Annotated in this window: 17 protein-coding genes; 9 read left to right on the top strand and 8 right to left on the bottom strand. The window is 36.0% G+C overall.

All coding sequences use genetic code 11. The features are described from left to right. Nucleotides 1-1,251, bottom strand: coding sequence for a CinA family nicotinamide mononucleotide deamidase-related protein (locus tag DRF57_RS09725; RefSeq protein ID WP_115918224.1), 1,251 nt, complete (start codon nucleotides 1,249-1,251; stop codon nucleotides 1-3). A 116-nt stretch (nucleotides 1,252-1,367) separates the two neighbouring features. On the opposite strand from DRF57_RS09725, the gene DRF57_RS09720 reads away from it, so the two are divergent. Beyond that, a complete protein-coding gene (locus tag DRF57_RS09720; RefSeq protein ID WP_047487568.1) occupies nucleotides 1,368-1,841 on the top strand; it encodes a DUF7832 domain-containing protein in 474 nt (157 codons plus the stop codon). 38 nt (nucleotides 1,842-1,879) lie between these two features. Here DRF57_RS09720 and DRF57_RS09715 read toward each other — a convergent pair whose 3' ends face one another. The 3 genes from DRF57_RS09715 to DRF57_RS09705 all read right to left on the bottom strand — a co-directional run bounded on the left by DRF57_RS09715 (nucleotide 1,880) and on the right by DRF57_RS09705 (nucleotide 5,078). Beyond that, nucleotides 1,880-2,422, bottom strand: a complete 543-nt coding sequence (locus DRF57_RS09715) for a lipocalin family protein (protein ID WP_047487565.1) — start codon at nucleotides 2,420-2,422, stop codon at nucleotides 1,880-1,882. A 72-nt stretch (nucleotides 2,423-2,494) separates the two neighbouring features. Next, a complete protein-coding gene (locus DRF57_RS09710) occupies nucleotides 2,495-3,229 on the bottom strand; it encodes a LytR/AlgR family response regulator transcription factor (RefSeq protein WP_047487561.1) in 735 nt (244 codons plus the stop codon). 64 nt (nucleotides 3,230-3,293) lie between these two features. Beyond that, on the bottom strand, nucleotides 3,294-5,078 hold the full coding sequence (locus DRF57_RS09705; RefSeq protein WP_115918222.1) for a histidine kinase: 1,785 nt from the start codon (nucleotides 5,076-5,078) through the stop codon (nucleotides 3,294-3,296). A 267-nt stretch (nucleotides 5,079-5,345) separates the two neighbouring features. On the opposite strand from DRF57_RS09705, the gene DRF57_RS09700 reads away from it, so the two are divergent. From DRF57_RS09700 to DRF57_RS09690, 3 genes are all read left to right on the top strand, one after another. Next, nucleotides 5,346-7,097, top strand: coding sequence for an amidohydrolase family protein (locus tag DRF57_RS09700; protein WP_115918220.1), 1,752 nt, complete (start codon nucleotides 5,346-5,348; stop codon nucleotides 7,095-7,097). 201 nt (nucleotides 7,098-7,298) lie between these two features. Further along, on the top strand, nucleotides 7,299-7,973 hold the full coding sequence (locus tag DRF57_RS09695; RefSeq protein ID WP_047487552.1) for an SIMPL domain-containing protein: 675 nt from the start codon (nucleotides 7,299-7,301) through the stop codon (nucleotides 7,971-7,973). Nucleotides 7,974-8,126: 153 nt separating this feature from the next. Further along, nucleotides 8,127-9,728 carry a DUF4139 domain-containing protein gene (locus DRF57_RS09690; RefSeq protein WP_115918218.1) on the top strand — a complete coding sequence of 534 codons (1,602 nt, stop codon included), beginning with the start codon at nucleotides 8,127-8,129 and terminating at the stop codon, nucleotides 9,726-9,728. Nucleotides 9,729-10,030: 302 nt separating this feature from the next. On the opposite strand, the gene DRF57_RS09685 is transcribed toward DRF57_RS09690, so the two are convergent. Continuing rightward, complete coding sequence (locus tag DRF57_RS09685; RefSeq protein ID WP_115918216.1) at nucleotides 10,031-11,236, bottom strand: NAD(P)/FAD-dependent oxidoreductase; 1,206 nt, start codon at nucleotides 11,234-11,236, stop codon at nucleotides 10,031-10,033. A gap of 117 nt (nucleotides 11,237-11,353) precedes the next feature. Between DRF57_RS09685 and DRF57_RS09680 the strand changes: the two genes are divergently transcribed. Beyond that, nucleotides 11,354-11,734, top strand: a complete 381-nt coding sequence (locus DRF57_RS09680) for a SpoIIAA family protein (RefSeq protein ID WP_115918214.1) — start codon at nucleotides 11,354-11,356, stop codon at nucleotides 11,732-11,734. Nucleotides 11,735-11,807: 73 nt separating this feature from the next. Here the strand turns inward: DRF57_RS09680 and DRF57_RS09675 are convergent, their stop codons facing one another. Next, the gene (locus DRF57_RS09675) at nucleotides 11,808-13,007 is read right to left on the bottom strand and encodes an MFS transporter (RefSeq protein ID WP_052188571.1); all 1,200 of its coding nucleotides are present in this window, start codon (nucleotides 13,005-13,007) and stop codon (nucleotides 11,808-11,810) included. A gap of 180 nt (nucleotides 13,008-13,187) precedes the next feature. Between DRF57_RS09675 and DRF57_RS09670 the strand changes: the two genes are divergently transcribed. Further along, complete coding sequence (locus tag DRF57_RS09670; protein ID WP_115918212.1) at nucleotides 13,188-14,087, top strand: AraC family transcriptional regulator; 900 nt, start codon at nucleotides 13,188-13,190, stop codon at nucleotides 14,085-14,087. Between the two features lie 262 nt (nucleotides 14,088-14,349). On the opposite strand, the gene lipA is transcribed toward DRF57_RS09670, so the two are convergent. Continuing rightward, on the bottom strand, nucleotides 14,350-15,216 hold the full coding sequence (gene lipA, locus DRF57_RS09665; RefSeq protein ID WP_047487538.1) for a lipoyl synthase: 867 nt from the start codon (nucleotides 15,214-15,216) through the stop codon (nucleotides 14,350-14,352). Nucleotides 15,217-15,435: 219 nt separating this feature from the next. Here lipA and DRF57_RS09660 point away from each other — a divergent pair, with 219 nt between their 5' ends. Genes DRF57_RS09660 through DRF57_RS09650 form a run of 3 tightly spaced genes read left to right on the top strand, consistent with a single transcriptional unit; the run spans nucleotide 15,436 to nucleotide 17,176 of the window. Continuing rightward, nucleotides 15,436-15,873 (top strand): DUF6526 family protein, encoded by a 438-nt coding sequence (locus tag DRF57_RS09660; protein ID WP_084086218.1) that lies wholly within the window; start codon nucleotides 15,436-15,438, stop codon nucleotides 15,871-15,873. Between the two features lie 19 nt (nucleotides 15,874-15,892). Continuing rightward, a complete protein-coding gene (locus tag DRF57_RS09655) occupies nucleotides 15,893-16,060 on the top strand; it encodes a phosphatidate cytidylyltransferase (RefSeq protein WP_081988964.1) in 168 nt (55 codons plus the stop codon). 9 nt (nucleotides 16,061-16,069) lie between these two features. Next, entirely contained in the window at nucleotides 16,070-17,176 is a 1,107-nt protein-coding gene (locus DRF57_RS09650; protein WP_047487533.1) for a DNA topoisomerase IB, read from the top strand. Nucleotides 17,177-17,350: 174 nt separating this feature from the next. On the opposite strand, the gene DRF57_RS09645 is transcribed toward DRF57_RS09650, so the two are convergent. After that, nucleotides 17,351-18,238 carry a helix-turn-helix domain-containing protein gene (locus DRF57_RS09645; RefSeq protein ID WP_047487530.1) on the bottom strand — a complete coding sequence of 296 codons (888 nt, stop codon included), beginning with the start codon at nucleotides 18,236-18,238 and terminating at the stop codon, nucleotides 17,351-17,353. Nucleotides 18,239-18,633: the final 395 nt, after the last annotated feature.

The raw sequence follows: 18,633 nt of genomic DNA, 5'->3' as shown, positions 1-18,633 counted from the left end.
TTAAGAATTTACTAAAAGACTTACTACATCCTGAATAATCTTTTGAGAAACGAAATCCATAAAATCCACTCTCTCCAGATGGGGCATATATAATTTAGAGGTTACTTCCTGATCATTGATCCTGATTGTATAGAAAACGGTTCCTACTTCTTTACCATCCTCACCTTTTCCGGGCCCTGCAACACCGGTTGTAGAAAGAGAAATATGGCTGTCAAATAATTTTTGAACACCTTCTGCCATTTCCTGTGCTACCTCTTCACTGACCACAGTATATTGGTCTATCGTTTCCTGAGAAACATTTAAAATCTTCACTTTTTTCTCTGTGGCATATGCTACGACCCCACCAAGAAAATATCTTGAACTTCCGGAAACAGAGGTAATCATTTTAGCAAGTCCGCCTCCTGTGCAGCTCTCTGCAGTAGAAATCGTCAGCTTTCTATCAGTAAGCATTTCCGCCAGGATATTTTCAATTTTATCTTCAGAGGTTGCAATAACATGATCTTTTATGAACGGCAAAAGTTTTTGGATTTCTTCTTCGGTCTGTTGTTTTAAAAGATCTTCGTTATCACCGGATGCTGTAAGCCTAAGTTTAACACGTGTTCCTACCGGAAGATAAGACAGGGCTATATTCTCGGGAAGAGCCAGTTCCCAGTTTTCAATGGTGTCAGCCAGGATACTTTCAGGGATTCCGACCACGGAAACAATGCGGCTATGGATATAATTAAGGTTAAATTTTTCCTGTAAATAAGGAACAATCTGGTCTTTGATCAGGGGTTTCACTTCATAAGGAACACCCGGAAGGCTGTAGCATAGTTTTCCGTTCTGTTCCATCATCATGCAGGGGGCTGTCCCGTAATGATTTTGGAATACGACAGATTTTGTGGGAACAAAGGCCTGTTCTTTATTCCTTTCCAGGATATCCTGTCTTCCTCTTCTTTCCATATATACCTTCAGATGGTTAAAAGTAACCTCATCCAGGGCAATTTCATCATCAAAAAATTCAGCCAGTGCTTTTTTGGTTTTATCATCTCTGGTGGGTCCCAGCCCTCCGGTTGTAATGATTAAATCTCCCAGCTCAAAAGCGATGGCAAGTGTATTTTTAATGGTTTCAATTTCGTCCGAAATCGTGAATATCTGAGAAACTTTAATGCCTATATTTTTAAGTTCGGAGGCAATAAAATTAGAATTGGTATCTATTGTATTTCCAGAAAGGATTTCATCACCAATAGTAATCAGAACAGCTTTTTCCATAGATCAGTTTGTTGAAAAAAATTCTCCTGCAAATGACGGAAAAATCTATGGCTGCGGCAACATAAAATGATTTTTTCTATTTTTGATGTCGATTATTTAAAACTATAATTCAAATTATGTCTAAATACGATGACGCCTCATGGCATTATGGCGGTGATTTTCCTGAAGGGCTTCCTGAAAAAAATGGAGCTACCCATACGGGAATGTTCCTGAACTGGTGTATTAATAATGATCTTATTTCTGATGATTTAAAAGAAGATGGTAAGGAAGAAATTGAAAAACTAAAACAGCGGGAAATTACAGGTGCCGAATTTATTATGGATTCCTGTGATGGCAAATTTTCTGAGTATGACCTGAATGATTTAGGAAACAGATTTGCAAAAGATTATTATGCAGATGATACCGATTTCGGAAACAGGTTTAGCTCATTTGCTGATGACTATGTTAATATTTTTGATGCGAAGGCTGAAGAGAGTGATTATGAATATGAAACGTTCTATCACATTGAAGATACTTATGAAAACTACGACCTGATGAGGCAGGTTATTGATCATCGTTTTGAAGAATGGAAAGACTATTCTAAAAAATAAAGAGAAAAGAGGTCATCACTTGATAGCCTCTTTTTATTTTATTGATTATGTTTTACCCAGATAAGTTCTTCGGTATTATATCCGAGTTTCTTTGCTTTTTCTATAAATCGCTGGCGCATACTTTCAGGAATATTGGGAGTTCGGGATAAAATCCAGAGGTATTTTAAGCTGCTTCCTGCTACCAGGGCATACTGATATTCTTCATCAATATCAATCACATTATAACCTGCCCAAAACGGCTTGAAAAATGCCACTTTCAGCCTGGCTTCTGTTTTATCTTTTACAAATCTGGCTTCACCAATGGCTTCTTTCCATTCTTTTTTCACATAATTATAGCCCTTATTATTGACCCTTACTGTTCCATCCGGGTTTTCTGAATATTCTGCGGTGACATTATCCATATTCCTCTCAAAACGGTAATCAAAACGGGCTATTTCATACCATCTTCCGAGATATTTTTTAACATCAAAATTCTTTACAACTTTAGCTCCTTTGGGAACTCCTACTGAATAGGAATTGAACATGATCAATCCGAGTGCTCCCAGCGAAACGGGAAGTATAATTTTGTGAAGAGTTTTCATAACAGAAATTTTGTGTGGTTCTTATAAAAACTTCAAAAATAATGCCTTTACGTTGTTAAAGAGTGGTAAATTCTATGAAAAAACTTTCAGAAAACCATCTTTAAAACTACCGGAAACCTCAATCTCTGTATCATCAGAAAGCATTACTGTTCCACTTTTATGATAAGATTTCACAAAAGCAGTATTGATAATATGGGAACGGTGTACTCTTACAAAAGGATTTTCCAACAAGTCATCAAAGTGTTTTAAAAAACGGCAAACCATTTTTTTGGAACCATCGGTAAGATACACCTGAGTAAAATTGCCATCTGCCTGAAGCCGGACAATATCCTCAGTTTTCACCACATCAAACCCCTGTAAAGTTGGAAGTATGAGCTGTTGCTTCTCGGGTTTCAGTTTTAAATTTTCAAGCAGAACCTTATTCCTGTTGAGCTCATCTTTTTTCTCAAGGCTCTCAACAACTTTGTTTACCGCCAGAATGAGTTCCTGAATATCAATAGGTTTTAAAATGTAATAACTTGCTGACTTATTTAAAGCCTGTAATGAATATTGTGAGAATGCCGTAATAAAAATGGTTTCATAGGAAAATTCTTTAGTTGCCTCCAGAACATCAAAAGCATTTCCAAAAGGCATTTCTACGTCTAAAAATACCAATTCGGGCTGTTTCTCAGCAATCAGAGGAACAGCTTGTTTTATATTTTCTGCTTCGCCAAGAATTTCCACCTGCGGACAATATTTTGTGATATAATTTCTCAGTACTTCTCTGGCTATAAGTTCATCGTCTACGATTACGGCTTTTATTTTCATAGGATAGGTTTTTGGGTAATAGGTGGCAGGTGATAGTTTGAATATCACAACCGCTCAACTGTTTTTAAAACAGATTAATTTTTATAATCACCAGCACTCCACTATTGTTTTCTTTGTCTTTGACAGCACAGGTTATATTTTTTTTATACAGATCATTCAGCAACTGTATTCTCTCCAGTGTATTTTTCATTCCTCTGCCCTCTCTTGTCTTTTGATGCTGAGTTTTCTGTTTTTTACTTTCTTCAATTCCTATTCCATTATCTTCGATGGTTACCTTTAAATACTGCTCTTCTTTTTCAAAACTCAGTTTTAAAAATCCTTTTTCAGTTCTGTAACGCAATCCATGCCAGATCGCATTTTCAAGGAATGGCTGCACCAGCATTCCAGGTACCTGCTGACTATGTACATTGAGGTTTTCATCTACATCCACTTCATAATCAAATTTGTCTGCAAACCGTGTTTTTTCAAGCGCAAGATAGTTCTCAAGAAGATCTAGCTCCTGTTGAAAAGGGATAAAATCTTCTGTAGAGTTTTCCATTACCCCCCGCATCAGCTTAGAGAATTTTGTCAGATACTGATTAGCTTCCAGTTCATTATTGGTGGCTATAAAATGGTTTACGCTATTCAGACTGTTAAAAATAAAATGAGGATTCATCTCTCTTCTGAGCGACTGAAGGGCAATTTTTTTATTTTTTATCTGAACTTTTTTCAAGGTTCTGAAAATAAAAATGACGAGCCCGGTCAACAGGATTAAAGCTCCAATCAGTCCATAATTGAATACATTTTTCTTGCGGATCAGCTCATCTTTCAGTTCTCTTTCTTTTTCAAGCTGAGAAATACGCTGTTCTGTATCTTCCAGAATTTTATTGTCTACCAGACTTCTGTCTTTGGAAACCAGATCAGGCAGTTTTCCTAAAAAATCCCTGTACAATGACACTGAAGCATCTGTATTTCCTGATATATTGTAAAGGCTGTCCAGCTTTTTCACACTTCTCTGTGCTTCCAGTGTATGTCCTTTATCTAAAGCAATTCCATAGGCATTTTTTAATAAGGTTACAGCTTCCTCTTTATCGTTCTTCTTTATATAAATATCTGCCAGCTCCTGAATCTGATTAACTTTCTCCTGAGAATCATCTTTTACAAAGTCTTCTTTCATCACCTTCTTTTTGGCTTCTATCGCTTTATCGAATTTTTTATTTTCAACATACAGATTCGCCAATCTCTGATTAATTTCCAATGCCTGCTGTGGGGCTTCTTTTTTTGAAATTTTGTAGGCAGCATTCAGGTTATCTTCTGCTTTAGATACCTCGTTCTGTTGTATATTGACATCTGCCAACTGGCTGTAGCCTTCTGCTAAACCGGTCTGTTCTTTTTCTTTTCTAATGATATTAATATTACTCTGGATGGCTTCAGTTTTCTGCTCAGGTGTAGGAGAAGAAAGCCTGGCTACATCATTGGAATTGACGGCCCTGCTTTTTTCAGAATACCCCACTTGGGCTGCCATACTGTAATTGCTGATGGCAGGTGATATTTTATTCTGCTTTTCCTGAGATTGGGCCAATCTTCGGGTTACTTTTTCAATATTGGGTTTATCATTGACCTTTTCATAGATCTTTTTAGCTTTTGTATAATATTCCTCGCTTTTCGGAAAGTTCCCGTCATTGAAAAACGTTTCCCCAATATTATAGTAAGAATCGGCCTGAGCAGGTTCGTTTTTGGTATCAATAGCTTTTTTCAGCTTCTTGGTTTCTACCTGAACTTCTTCCACAGCCTTAGTACTGCTTTGAGAATAGGTGATATTTCCCAAAATCATGAGTAAAAGGGTCGTAAAAAGTTTAAGTATTTTCATAAAACAAAGATATACATATATACAGTCTGCTCAAAAACTATTCACCAAGTGAAGCTGCCCGTTCACCAAGTTGAGCTTTCTATGGCCACATGACCAGATTAAGTTATTAATAATGCTGATCCCAAGGAATACAGTATATTATGAATCTCAGTGTAAAATATGCTTAACCATCAAGCGATACAGCGTTCATTAAAAAACACAAAACATTATCATTCAATTCAATAAGGCTTTATTATATTTGCACCATCACCTCACCATATAAAGATCATGAAAAAATTTCAAATAGCATTAGCCATTATCCTCTGTTTCAATGGTATTCGGGCCCAGGTCTATATTCAAAATGTTACCATCGCAGATGTCATTCATAAGAAAATGATTCCCGCTCAGACTATTATTATAAATAACGGAAAGATTACCAAAATAAAGCCTAGCAAACAAATCAAGATACCTCAGAATTCTCATGTGATCAACGGTGAAGGGAAGTATCTGATCCCGGGAATGACGGACTCCCATATTCATTTTTTTCAAAGTGGAGGATTATATACAAGACCTGATGCACTCGATTTGAGAAAGCATGTTCCGTATGAGAAAGAGATCAGCTGGGGACATCATAATATGGAAAATCTTCTTCAGTATTATCTTAAAGCCGGAATAACTTCTGTGATTGATCCCGGGGCCACCTATCATTTTCTTCTTCTCAGGGATTCTTTAAAAAGGAATGAAAGATTACCTTCTGTCTATATGTCCGGACCTCTTATTACCACCTATGAGCCTGAAGTTTTTAAAAACCTCAACAAGGATGAACCTTTCAAGCTGGCGCTAACGGCAGAAGACGCCAGAAAATGGGTACAGGAACAGCTTCCTTATAAACCGGACTTTATCAAGATATGGTATATTGTTTTGGGAGATGCCAAAAAAAAGAAAGAGGAAGCTCAAAAACTTGAACCTGTAATAAAGGCTACTATTGAAGAAGCCCACAAAAACAATCTTAAAGTAGCAGTACATGCTACGGAACGTTTTACAGCAGAAACAGCGGTGATGAACGGTGCTAATTATCTTGTACACAATATAGAAGACGAAGTGGTTTCAGATGATTTTGTAAAACTTTTGCAGTCTAAAAAAGTGATCTTATGCCCTACCCTGACCGTAATGGACAATTATTATGACACCTATGCACAGAAGAAACATTACAATACCTATGAGCTTGAGCATTCCAATCCGAAAAGTATTGGTTCTATGTATGATTTAAAGCATCTGGAAGACACCTCAGATTCTGCAATGATAAAGAAATATAAACTAAGATTCAATTCTCCTCAGATAAAAGCCTATACTTCAAAAACTGATTCTATCAGGAGAATTAATCTCAAAAAACTGACCGATGGCGGAGTAACGATCGCTGCCGGTACAGATGCCGGAAATATTGGAACTCAGCATGGCACTTCTTTTATCACAGAACTTAAAGCTATGAAAGAAAGTGGTATGAACGGCTGGCAACTTCTCCAGTCTGCAACTATCAACCCAGCTAAAATTCTGAACAAAGAAGCGCAATATGGCAGCATAGAAGAAGGAAAGGTTGCAGATCTTGTTCTGTTGAATGCCAACCCTATTGAAAATCTGGAAAACCTTACCCAGATTGATACCGTTATCAAAAACGGGCAGCCTCTTAATCCCAATACAATACTGGAAACAACAAATGAAACGCTGGTTCAGCAACAGGTAAATGGTTATAATGCCAGAAATATAGATGCCTTTCTGGAGCCTTATGCAGAAGATGTGGAGCTGTATTCATTTCCTTCTAAATTATTAAGTAAAGGAAAAGAAGCCATGAAAAAGAGTTATGAGAAGTTTTTTGCCGATCATCCTGACCTTCATTGTGAAGTCAGACAGAGAATCACCAACCTAAATACCATTATTGATAGAGAAAGTATTTCCGGGGTGAAACCGGATAAAAAGATAGAAGCTACCGCTATTTATGAGATCAAAAATAATAAAATAGCAAAGGTTTATTTTCTGTATTAATCTCATTTTCTCTCTTTTTATACGCTGATATAATAACTTAACAGTCTAGTAATTTAAAGCAATCTTATGAAGAGATTGCTTTTTTGTAACCCTTCACCAAGTGAAAGTTCCTTTTCACCAAGTCTCCCGTTTTTCAGTTTCAGATCTCCCTAATTTTACTTCAGAATTTAAAATTATTTACAATTAAAAAAACAGGAAATTATGAAATTGAAACATTTTTTATTAATCGGAATTTTAACTTTGGGGAGCTTTGTAAATGCTCAGGAAGTAAAGAAAAATGCAATTGAAGTAACCGGTGTTGCCGAAATGGAAATAGAACCCGATGAAATCATTTTCAGTATCGGAATAAAGGCAGACAACAAAAATGAACTGGCAGACAATGAAAAGAAATTATTTGAAACCTTAAAGAATGCCGGGGTAAAGAATGAAGACATCAAATTTAAATCGATGTACCAGAATATATACTCTAAAACGGCCAAGTTTACTAAAAACTACCAGTTTAAAGCCAATACAAAATCAAACATCAGTAAGATTTTTGAGGACCTTAATCAGAAATGGGTAAGCAACCTGAATATTGCAGAGGTAAAGAATACCAAGATTGCAGACTTCAGAAAAACAGTAAAAATCAATGCTTTAAAAGCAGCCAAAGAAAAGGCAGATTACCTGTTGGAAAGCATGGGTAAAAAAACTGGAAATGCTATTGAGATCATAGAAATAGAAGATTATACCAGTGATACTATAATGCCTGTTGCTTACAAAGGCAGAATGAACAGTGTACAATTGGAAATGGCAGACGCTGCAGTAGATTATTCTTTTGACAATATCGAAAATATCAAACTGAAATACAGTATCAAAACAAGATACGAAATCCTTTAGAAATAACAGATTTAAGAAGACAGCCTCAAAAGGGCTGTTCTTCTTTTTTATGCACTTTCAGATTGACCAAGTGAAACCTGCACTTCACCAAGTCTCCCAAATTTCAACCTTAAATAGGGATAATTTTACACTAGAAATTCAAAATAATAAACGATGAAACATTACTTTTTACTATTAATGACATTTTCAGTTGTTTTTTTAAAAGCACAGGAAATCAAGAAAGAAATTGATGTAAAGCAGGCTACCGTATTTCTGCAAGGTGCCAAAGTCTTTGGAAATACTAATGTGAGTCTTCAAAAGGGAATAAATAAGGTAAGAATTATCAATCTTCCCAATAATCTGGATGAGAACACCTATAAAATCAATCTTGAAAAAAATACGACACTGCTTTCTATCACCCCTCAAAATAATTTTTTGAAAGATGATGAGCTATCCGAAGGGGAAAAGAAACTGGAAGATGACCGAAAAAAACTTCAGCGACAGATTAACCTTTTGAATATTCAGGTGAAGAACCTTACGGGAGAGCAGCACATCATCAATGATAATTTAAAGGTATCGGCCAATGATAAATCTACTCCTCAGGAACAGCTTATTAAGCTCACTGAATTTTACAGAAAGCGAATGCTGGAAATTGACAACCAGGTCTTTTTACTGAATGAGCAGAAAGAGGTTCTTGATGAAAGTATTGCCAAACTTAATAAACAGTCTGCTGAGGAACAAACACACAAAAATACCAACAAAAAAGAGCTCCTGCTTGAAATTCTTGCTGATCATGAAACCAGCCTGAATTTAGGGGTAAGCTATATTGTTTCTGATGCCGGCTGGATTCCTTCTTATGATTTGCGTGCAGAATCTGTAAAGAAGCCGCTTGAAATGATTTATAAAGGAAAAATCTATCAGAAAACAGGTCAGGACTGGAAAAACATCAAACTGTTTGTTTCCACATATAGGCCTTCCTATAACCAAAACAGGCCTATTTTATCTCCATTGTATGTTGCTGAATATACGCCTTACAATCCTCAAATAGAAGTAGCCGGTTATCAAATTAAAAAAGAAGCAGCAGCAGTAAATGCCTATCAGATGAGAGAAGATAAAGCAATAACCCCAAGCCAGGTCCCTATAGCTTCTGTCTCTGACAGCCAAATGAATGTGATTTATGAACTTAATTACAATCAGACCATTGTAAGTCAGGAAAAAGAACAGTATGTTATCCTTGATAAAAAGCAGATTGATGCCACTTACAAATACCATACAGTTCCGAAAGTTAACAACCAGGTATTCCTGATGGCTTTTGTAAAAAACTGGCAACATCTCAACCTTATTACAGGAGAAGCGAATATCTATTTTGAAGATAATTATATTGGAAAAACAAGCATCACCAGCAATTATGTAAAAGAAGAGTTCCCTATTTCCCTGGGAGTAGATGAAAGAATCACAGTAAAAAGGACTAAACTGGAAGATAAGACATCACAAAAAGCAATGAATTCCAATAAATGGGAAACAGAATCTTATCAGATCAGTATCCGAAACAATACCAAAGAAAGTATTGAACTGGAAATTCTGGATCAGCTACCGATCAGTGAGAATTCTAAAATTTCTGTTAAGGCAATAGATACCGGAGGCGGAAATCTTGATGAAAAAACAGGAAGTATTCTATGGAACAAAAACATCAGCTCGGGAGGTTCAGAAAAAATCAACTTCTCTTATGAAGTAAAGTATCCGAAAGATATGCAAATCCAGTATTACAGCAGGTAATTTTAAAACCGATGACTAAATTGTAGTCATCGGTTTTTTATTATGAAACAGCTTACTTTATTACAACCACAAATCGAAGATTCAACATAGTCAAGAGTTATAAAAGCTTCTTGAGCACTTAAGTTATTTTAAGTGACAAGCTTTGCGTATAAGAAGTACACTTAAGTTCTGAAAATCTGCGATTTTTATGGAGATCATGATGAATATTACGATGGGAGACGTGATATTCCCCTCCTCCGGAGGGGTGGCAAAAATTCTTTGAATTTTTGACGGGGTGGTCTTACAACAATTGACCTCCCTTATTACCGTCCAAATTTAAAATAGCGCGATAAGGCATGTTTTTTATTTTTCATAAACAGAGAAGCCATTTCCATTCCTGTTACAGAAAAGGTGATTCCATTTCCACCAAATCCCAGAATAAAATAGGAGTTCCTGAACTTTTTATGTTCCCCAATATAGGGAAGTCCGTCTTTGGTTTCCCCAAAAGTTCCGGCCCAAACGAAATCCGTATAAAAATGATAATCCGGTTTTATTTTCTTTAGGGTTTTCAGTATTTCTTTTTCTTTTTTATTCAATATTGCATCTCTTTTTCCGGCATCATAAAAATCTTCATCCCCACCTCCTATTAAGAGTCTCCCGTCATCAGTAGTCCTCATATACAGATAAGGATCATCAGTATTCCAGACTAATGTATTCCTGATATTTTTAAATTTATCTGTGTCAACTTCTGAAACCACGGCATATGTACTTTTCAGGTTTACAAAATTTTCCTTTATCATACTTTTGCTTTCATAACCAATACAGTAGATGATTTTCTTTGCTTTGATCTGACATCCACTATCGACAGTAACCAGGTTAAACCCTTTATGATAGTCTACTTTTACCATTTCAGTTTTATCAAATATTTTCAGTCCTTTTTTTACATTGTGGCTGAATAATTCATGGGCAAAGTGAAAAGCATCGATGCTGGCTCCTTGTTTTGATACAATTCCTCCAAAGGTATTTTCAAATCCGAATTCTTCCAATACCTGGGCTCCGCTTACCCATTTCACTTCAAAACCGGCCTTTTTTCTGGTTTTATACTCTTTTTGCAGCCATTCGACATCTTTCTTTCTGGAAGCAAAATACAGTGATTTTTTCCGTTTGAATCCTGCATCTGATTTTATTAATGAGGAAAGCATCTCAAGAGTATCAATAGCATCAGAGCAAGCTTTGTAACTTAAAACTGCCCCCTTTTCTCCTATCTTGTCTATTAATTCAAAAAGAGGTACATCTATTTCATACTGCAGCATTGAAGTAGTAGCTGAAGTACTGCCGTTACACAGCTCCCGTTTATCAATAAGGAGGGTATCGTATCCGTCTCTTATCATCTGATGGGCTATAAGGCTTCCCGTAATTCCACCACCAATAATAAGAACATCACATTTTTCATCTGATTTCAGAGAGGGATATGATGTCATTAATCCATTCTTTAAAAGCCAAAAAGGCTCATTTGATTTGAGATCCATATTAATATTTTACATTAAAAATAACAATATTTGTGCGAATTTTAACAACTTATTGGCAACTTATGGTTTAATTATTGTTCTTTCACTTAAAATCAAACCACCATAAAATATTTTACTATGATAACAATTATTCCAGAAGCTCCGGAGAATGTTGCGGCATTCAATGCAACGGGAGAAGTGACGAGAGAGGATTTTGAAAGACTGGTAATTCCGCGTGTCAAAGAGAAAGTAGATCAATTTGGCGAGCTTAATTATTTACTGTACCTGGATACTGATCTGGATAAATTTACCATAGGGGCATGGCTTGAAGATGCTCTTTTAGGATTAAAAAATCTCACCAAATGGAACCGTACAGCTATTGTCACAGACAACGAAGGCGTACAGAACTTTACAAACATTTTCAGTGTCGTTATGCCGGGAGAATTTAAATCTTTTCCAAAAGAAAACTTATACAATGCGCTCTACTGGTGTAAAAACGGAGATGAGGTAGAGGTATAAACCTATTTGTAAACAAAAAGCTGTTTCCAGATGGAAACAGCTTTTTTTGTATAAAGAATAAAATCTTTTCTTTTTATTTGTCACATGAAACGCATTCTGTAACGGCTTCTTCTTCAGCAGGTGTCCTACCGTACAAATACATATATCTTACGCTTACGACAACACCTATAAAGGTCATTCCCACCCCTACCAGGGCAGGATAATTGAAAGGCAAGCCATATTCTAATGGAATTCCTCCAAAGAAAGCGCCCATAGCATTGGCAATATTAAAACCGGCCTGCATAAAAGCTGCAGCCATCATTTCACTATTGGGTGCCGCTTTCATCATCATAATATTGATGGGTGAAGCAATAGACATTGACAACGCTCCACACATGAAAGTCAGTACAAGAGCTATATTCTGATGCTCGGAAAGGAAAAAGACTCCTGTTAAAGAGATCATCATCAGGAAAATCAATAATGCACAGGTTTTCTCCGGACCAAGCTTATCTGAAACTACACCGCCCACAAGGTTACCTACTACCATTCCGGCTCCGGCAAGAACCATTACATAAGCCATCTGACTGCTTTGGATCCCCGAGACAACCGTCATTAAAGGAGTAATGTAGCTAAGCCATGTGAAAAGCCCTCCAAATCCAATCGCTGTAATGGTAAGGACCAACCACGACTGTTTATTCTTAAGGAATTTTAATTCCTCCAGGAAATGTGTATTCTGATTGGATTCCATTGCGGGAAGCCACAGTTTTAAAAATAATATGGCAAAAAGCCCGATCACAGCTACAATAGCAAAATACAGCCTCCAATGGAATGTATGTCCAATATACGTCACCAGAGGAACCATGACGAGATTCGCTACGGTAAGTCCCGTAAACATCATCGATATATAAAATGCTTCTTTGCCCTTCCCAGCCATTTTAGCTGCCACTACCGTTCCCACTCCGAAGAATGCTCCATGCGGAAGTCCGGACATGAATCTTATAATCAGCATGGTAGTATAGTTTGGAGCTATAGCAGAAAGTCCGTTGAATAAAGTAAACAGAATCATAAAGGCCATCAATACCTTTTTCGGGGGGAATTTCACCGAATATCCGATAAGAATAGGGGCACCAATAACCACACCCATTGCATAGGCAGAAATTAAATGTCCCGCCTGAGGAATCGTAATTTCCAATGTCTTTGCAATATCCGGCAGTAATCCCATCACGGTAAACTCCGTCGTTCCTATTCCTAATCCACCAATCGCTAACGGGATTATCCTTTTATCAATCTTCATTATATGTTCTTTTTTCTGAAATTATTTTTTAGAAATTAAAAATGGTATTCCATCTTTACTTATGAAAGTGCAAAAATCGAAAGAAATATTGAATTTTACCTCTCTTGAAATGATAAAAATTTGCTCCATATTAACCTTTTTGTTTAATTTTAAATCGAGAAACAATCAAATCAGAACAAAATGAAAATCCAGAAAGAAATTATAGCGTTTGATAAAGGGAAATCTTTCAAGCTTTTTTCACCTTCTTTGAAAAATTGTTTTTTCTGGCATTATCACCCTGAAATAGAGCTTGTTTATGTAGAAGCAAACAATGGAATCCGACATGTGGGAAAGGATATTTCCGCCTTTACAGAAAGTGATTTACTGTTGATAGGGTCCAATGTACCTCATCTTAATTTTGATTACGGTATTCAGACAGAATGCAAGCAGCTGGTACTGCAAATGCGCGAAAATTTTCTTCAGGATATTATTCTGCCTGTTCCTGAATTTGAGAGTATCAGAAATCTGTTGGAGAGATCTTATCTTGGATTATCCTTTTCAGGGGAAACGAAGAAAATAATCGTAGAAAAACTTCAGGCCATGAAAGAAAAAAATTCTTTTTCATCGCTTATCGGGTTGATAGAAATTCTACAAATCCTTGCAGATTCTACAGATGTAAAAGAACTCAATAAAGAAGATACCAGAATCAAATGGTTTTTGAATGACAAGATCAGAATGGGAACCATTTACGATTACATCCATGAAAACCATGACAGGAAACCTAATGTGAATGAAATTGCAAAAATAGTAAGCCTGAGCACCCCTGCTTTCTGTCGCTATTTTAAAAAGCAAACAAATATGACCTTCACGCATTTTGTGAATAATTACAGAATCAACCAGGCCAAAATATTTCTGCTGAAAGATTATTCTGTAACGGAAGTTTGTTTTCAGGTAGGGTTTGAGAGCCTTTCCTATTTTAATAAATTATTTAAACAGCATACCGGAGAAACACCGTCTGAGTTTAAGAAAAAACAATTTAAACCTATTGAAATTAATGGAAGGATCGGAATTATTACAAAAGAATCTTCATGTAATAAATAATCCCGCGGATTTTTAGGTTTTGGCTAAAGCCGAATTGGCAGGGTAATCTTTTTAAAAACGGGATAAAGCCCGTTCCTATTGAATTTTAATAACAACATGTTCATTCTTCATTCTTCATTCTTTATTCTTTATTCTTTATTCTTTATTCTAAAAAGAATAAAGAACCCATATTATTCACCCCGGGTAGCCTAAAACCTACTCCCTATTATCTGCCACCTTCTCTATAAAAAAAACCGCTCATTTCTGAGCGGCTGTATATTGTCTAGTGAATATGTTTTTCTGCGTGATAAGAACTTCTTACAAGAGGTGAACTTTCAACGTGTCTGAACCCTAAGCTTCTTGCAAAATCTCCAAACTCATCAAACTCTTCCGGAGTAATGAATTTTTTTACAGGAAGGTGTTTCTTAGTAGGCTGCAGGTATTGTCCAAGAGTAATGACATCTACATTTGCATTTCTGATGTCTTCAATCGTTTGAAAAACCTCGTCTCTGGTTTCTCCCAACCCAAGCATTACACCGGTTTTGGTTCTTCTCTGTCCTGCTTCCTTCAGATATCTTAAAACCTCAAGACTTCTTTCATATTTTGCCTGAATTCTCACTTCTCGGGTTAAACGTTTTACGGTTTCCATATTATGAGAAATTACTTCAGGAGCTACATCCACTAATCTGTCAAGATGCTTGGTAAGTCCCTGGAAGTCCGGAATTAATGTTTCCATTGTGGTTCCCGGAGAAATTCTTCTTACGGCATTTACAGTTTCACCCCAAAGGATTGATCCCATATCTTTCAGATCGTCACGGTCTACAGAGGTAAGAACAGCGTGTTTGATTTTCATTAATTTGATGGAACGGGCAACTTTTTCAGGTTCATCCCAGTTTACATCAAGTGGTTTTCCTGTTTTTACTCCACAAAATCCGCAGCTTCTGGTACAGATATTTCCCAAAATCATGAAAGTAGCGGTACCTTCTCCCCAGCATTCTCCCATATTGGGACAGCTTCCGCTTTGGCAAATTGTGTTGAGTTTATATTTATCAACCAAAGTTCTAAGTTCCCGGTAGTTCTTTCCGGTAGGAAGTTTTACGCGGATCCATTTTGGTTTTTGAACGGTAGTGTCTTGAACTAAATTTTCCATTTCTAAAATTGAAGTTCAAAGTTAAGGATTTTTTAATGGAAACCATCTACCGGAAAAATTGATGAAACTGATAATTCAACAATAAAGTTCTAATTTTCAACAGGAATGACACATTAAAACATTTATTATAATTTGTTTATAATATTATTTTCATACCACAAAACGTCATTTATTACTAATAATATAATTTTTTGGAAAGATTATTGCTGTATTCCCTATATGAAAGAACAGAACTACAGGAATCACAGGAAATTTTATCCACCTCATCATTTTATTTATCTTCCAATATTAATTGTATTGGAGATTTTTGGAATTTATAAAATAACAGATGATCCGGGAAATCAGCTGACCTGGATTTTATTTTCCATTGTAATTTTCCTGCTTTTCTATCTTGCATTTATGACAAGACAGCATTATGCCTTGGGACTTCAGAACAGAATGGTTATTCTGGAGTTTAAGCAGCGGTATTTTGAAATTTTCAATAAAAGATCCGATGAAATTGTTGACCAATTAAAGTTTGATCAAATCGCGGCATTAAGATTCACTTATGATGATGAATTTAAAGAACTTTTAGAAAAAGCTCTCCAGGAAAATATTTCTGGTGATGAAATTAAAAGATCTATAAAAAGATGGAGAGCTGATCTTCTCAGAATCTAACACCCCAAAATATATACTTATGAAAAAATGGAGCATTTACAGTATAGCGATATTAAGCTTGTTAACACTCACAAGTTGTGAAGCAGTAGAAACAATTTTTAAGGCAGGAATGTGGTGGGGAATTATCTTAGTCTGTGCAATAGTAGTGATTCTTTTACTGATTTTTTCGAAGGGTAAAAACTCTTAACCATGTTTTATGGAGAAGAATACAGATTTAGAAATCATTTCTCACCTTAGGCCTTCAAAGATTGTTAAAATCATGAAGGATCCGGAAGCATCTGCAAAGGCGGTACATCTTATATATACCACCGATGCAGAAACTGCCGGAATTACACGTAAAAAGACAGGAAAGAAGTACTCTTATTATATAGACGGAGAAAAAATCAAAGATAAAGAGGAGATTACCAGAATTAATAAGCTGGTTATTCCGCCTGCCTGGGAAAACGTTTGGATCTGTGCGCTGGACAATGGTCATCTTCAGGCCACCGGTTTTGATGTAAAAAAAAGAAAACAATACCGCTACCACCCTCTTTGGAGTGCTTTAAGAAATCACACAAAATTCTATAGAATGCTTCAGTTTGGCTATGCATTGCCGGATATCCGTCTTCAGCTGGAACAAGATCTGGCTTTAAGGAATTTTGAAAAGCGGAAGGTCCTGGCATTAATTGTCAGCCTAATGCAGCGGACCAATATCCGTATTGGCAATAATGTATATGAAAAACTATATGGGTCTTTCGGACTTACCACATTGAAGGATAAACATGTGGAAATAAAAGGGCAAAAAATCAGTTTTTCATTTAAAGGAAAAAAAGGTATTCAGCATCATATTGACCTTAGGAGCAAAAAACTGGCAAGACTCGTCCAGAAATGCAAAGATATTCCGGGAAAGGAACTTTTTCAATATTTTGATGATGAAGGTACCCGTCACTCTATAGACTCCGGAATGGTCAACGAATATATCAAAGAAATAAGTGGTGAAGATTTTACGGCAAAGGACTTCAGAACATGGTCCGGAACGGTAAGTGCATTAATTGCTTTTAAGGAAATAGGATATGCTGAAAATGATTCTCAATATAAGAAGATGGTAAAAGAAGCGCTGGATATCGTTGCCAAACATTTGGGAAATACCGTCGCGGTCTGCAGAAAGTATTACGTACATCCTTTGGTCATCAATCTTTACGAAAACAATACTATAAAAAAATATCTTGATGAGTTAGATGTCATTGAAGAGAATGATGGAAAAGCAGGTCTTACTCAAGAAGAAAAACTTGTTCTTAAAATCCTGGAAAATGAAAAGATGTAAAGGAAATATGTCAATGGTGAATGGTAAGTTTGCTTTGCAGTACATTAGCTCCTAATTTATCTTCATTACAGTTTCCGGATAGGTTCGACATAAGGAAACATAAATATTGTCAATTCATCGACTTGCATAGCAAAATGGACCATTGACATTATGGTATGTAAATAATCTTACTCATCAAACCGGAACTCTGTTATTCAAAAACTGTATTCTGTACTCTTTTGGAGTGATGCCTGCAATCTTTTTAAAAAGCTGTGTGAAATGTGATGCTGTATGAAAATTAAGCTCATAGGCTATTTCTGCAATATCTTTACTGGAATGAAGCAATGCTTTGCTGTAATTGATATCAATTTCATTGATCCATTGTTTCGGAGATTTCTGGGTTACCCCTTTTACGCATTTATTGAGATAACTTTCTGTCACAGACAGCTTATCAGCATAGAAAGCCACTCTTTTTTCCCCAACATGATATTTAAACAGCAGGTCCCTGAACTGAAGAGACAACTCCATAGGGCGTGTTGCTGATTTATGATGGGTATCAGAATCTGTACTCAACATTTTGATCAGGATAAGGTGGAGCATGGTCACCACCACATCATTTACGTTGAGATTATTCAACCACAATTCCTGCTCCATAATCGGGAGAAGCTGGGTTATGGTTCCATAGGTCAGGCTGTCCAGATTCAGAAAAGGAGTCATGAAAAAAATGCTGCTTTTATGTTTGGGTAATTCCTGTTCGGAGAGAATATTATTTTCATAAGCCAGAAAAAAACCTTCAATATCGTCGGACAATTCTACGGTAGCCGTAATTGTTCCCTGCTTGATAAAGATAACTCCGCCTTTTTCGGCATGATACTCTTTATTTTCAAGATACTGCTTAATATGGCCGTTGGTAATGAAAATAATGAAATTAAAGGTGGTACGGTATGGAATCACCGGCATCAAAATCCCTTTAAGATAATTCTCTATCCTATAAAGTTGTATATCAGCATTATTCGCCAATATCTTATCCGTTATCTGGGGTAAAAAGAGCTTTTTATATTGAAAATTGGATAATACTTCCATAATGAATTGTTATTACAAATTTAGTGCTGAAATTGAATATTTGGATATTTTTGTACAATGTCGGATGTATAAAGTATAATGTAGGGTAATGGCTAAAATACAACCCTCATTGCATTATTGAATACTTGGTTATTTTTGTATAATGTCGGATGTATAAAGTATAATGTAGGGTAATGGCTAAAATACAACCCTCATTGCATTATTGAATACTTGTTATTTTTGTATAATGTCGGATGTATAAAGTATAATGTAGGGTAATGGCTGAAATACAACCCTCATTGCATTATTGAATACTTGTTATTTTTGTATAATGTCGGATGTATAAAGTATAATGTAGGGTAATGGCTAAAATACAACCCTCATTGCATTATTGAATACTTGTTATTTTTGTATAA

The sequence above is a fragment of the Chryseobacterium rhizosphaerae genome, from assembly GCF_003385455.1.
Lineage (GTDB): Bacteria > Bacteroidota > Bacteroidia > Flavobacteriales > Weeksellaceae > Chryseobacterium > Chryseobacterium rhizosphaerae.
Note: the sequence above shows the minus strand (reverse complement) of the source record. Positions and strands in the feature narration are given on the sequence as shown.

Coding starts and splice junctions, on each gene's coding strand:
- DRF57_RS09645 (WP_047487530.1), bottom strand. CDS start 18,238: ATGGAAGTATTATCCAATTTTCAATATAAAAAGCTCTTTTTACCCCAG.
- DRF57_RS09715 (WP_047487565.1), bottom strand. CDS start 2,422: ATGAAAACTCTTCACAAAATTATACTTCCCGTTTCGCTGGGAGCACTC.
- DRF57_RS09695 (WP_047487552.1), top strand. CDS start 7,299: ATGAAATTGAAACATTTTTTATTAATCGGAATTTTAACTTTGGGGAGC.
- DRF57_RS09660 (WP_084086218.1), top strand. CDS start 15,436: ATGAAAGAACAGAACTACAGGAATCACAGGAAATTTTATCCACCTCAT.
- DRF57_RS09720 (WP_047487568.1), top strand. CDS start 1,368: ATGTCTAAATACGATGACGCCTCATGGCATTATGGCGGTGATTTTCCT.
- DRF57_RS09680 (WP_115918214.1), top strand. CDS start 11,354: ATGATAACAATTATTCCAGAAGCTCCGGAGAATGTTGCGGCATTCAAT.
- DRF57_RS09685 (WP_115918216.1), bottom strand. CDS start 11,236: ATGGATCTCAAATCAAATGAGCCTTTTTGGCTTTTAAAGAATGGATTA.
- DRF57_RS09650 (WP_047487533.1), top strand. CDS start 16,070: ATGGAGAAGAATACAGATTTAGAAATCATTTCTCACCTTAGGCCTTCA.
- DRF57_RS09675 (WP_052188571.1), bottom strand. CDS start 13,007: ATGAAGATTGATAAAAGGATAATCCCGTTAGCGATTGGTGGATTAGGA.
- DRF57_RS09670 (WP_115918212.1), top strand. CDS start 13,188: ATGAAAATCCAGAAAGAAATTATAGCGTTTGATAAAGGGAAATCTTTC.
- DRF57_RS09710 (WP_047487561.1), bottom strand. CDS start 3,229: ATGAAAATAAAAGCCGTAATCGTAGACGATGAACTTATAGCCAGAGAA.
- DRF57_RS09655 (WP_081988964.1), top strand. CDS start 15,893: ATGAAAAAATGGAGCATTTACAGTATAGCGATATTAAGCTTGTTAACA.
- DRF57_RS09705 (WP_115918222.1), bottom strand. CDS start 5,078: ATGAAAATACTTAAACTTTTTACGACCCTTTTACTCATGATTTTGGGA.
- DRF57_RS09700 (WP_115918220.1), top strand. CDS start 5,346: ATGAAAAAATTTCAAATAGCATTAGCCATTATCCTCTGTTTCAATGGT.
- DRF57_RS09690 (WP_115918218.1), top strand. CDS start 8,127: ATGAAACATTACTTTTTACTATTAATGACATTTTCAGTTGTTTTTTTA.
- lipA (WP_047487538.1), bottom strand. CDS start 15,216: ATGGAAAATTTAGTTCAAGACACTACCGTTCAAAAACCAAAATGGATC.
- DRF57_RS09725 (WP_115918224.1), bottom strand. CDS start 1,251: ATGGAAAAAGCTGTTCTGATTACTATTGGTGATGAAATCCTTTCTGGA.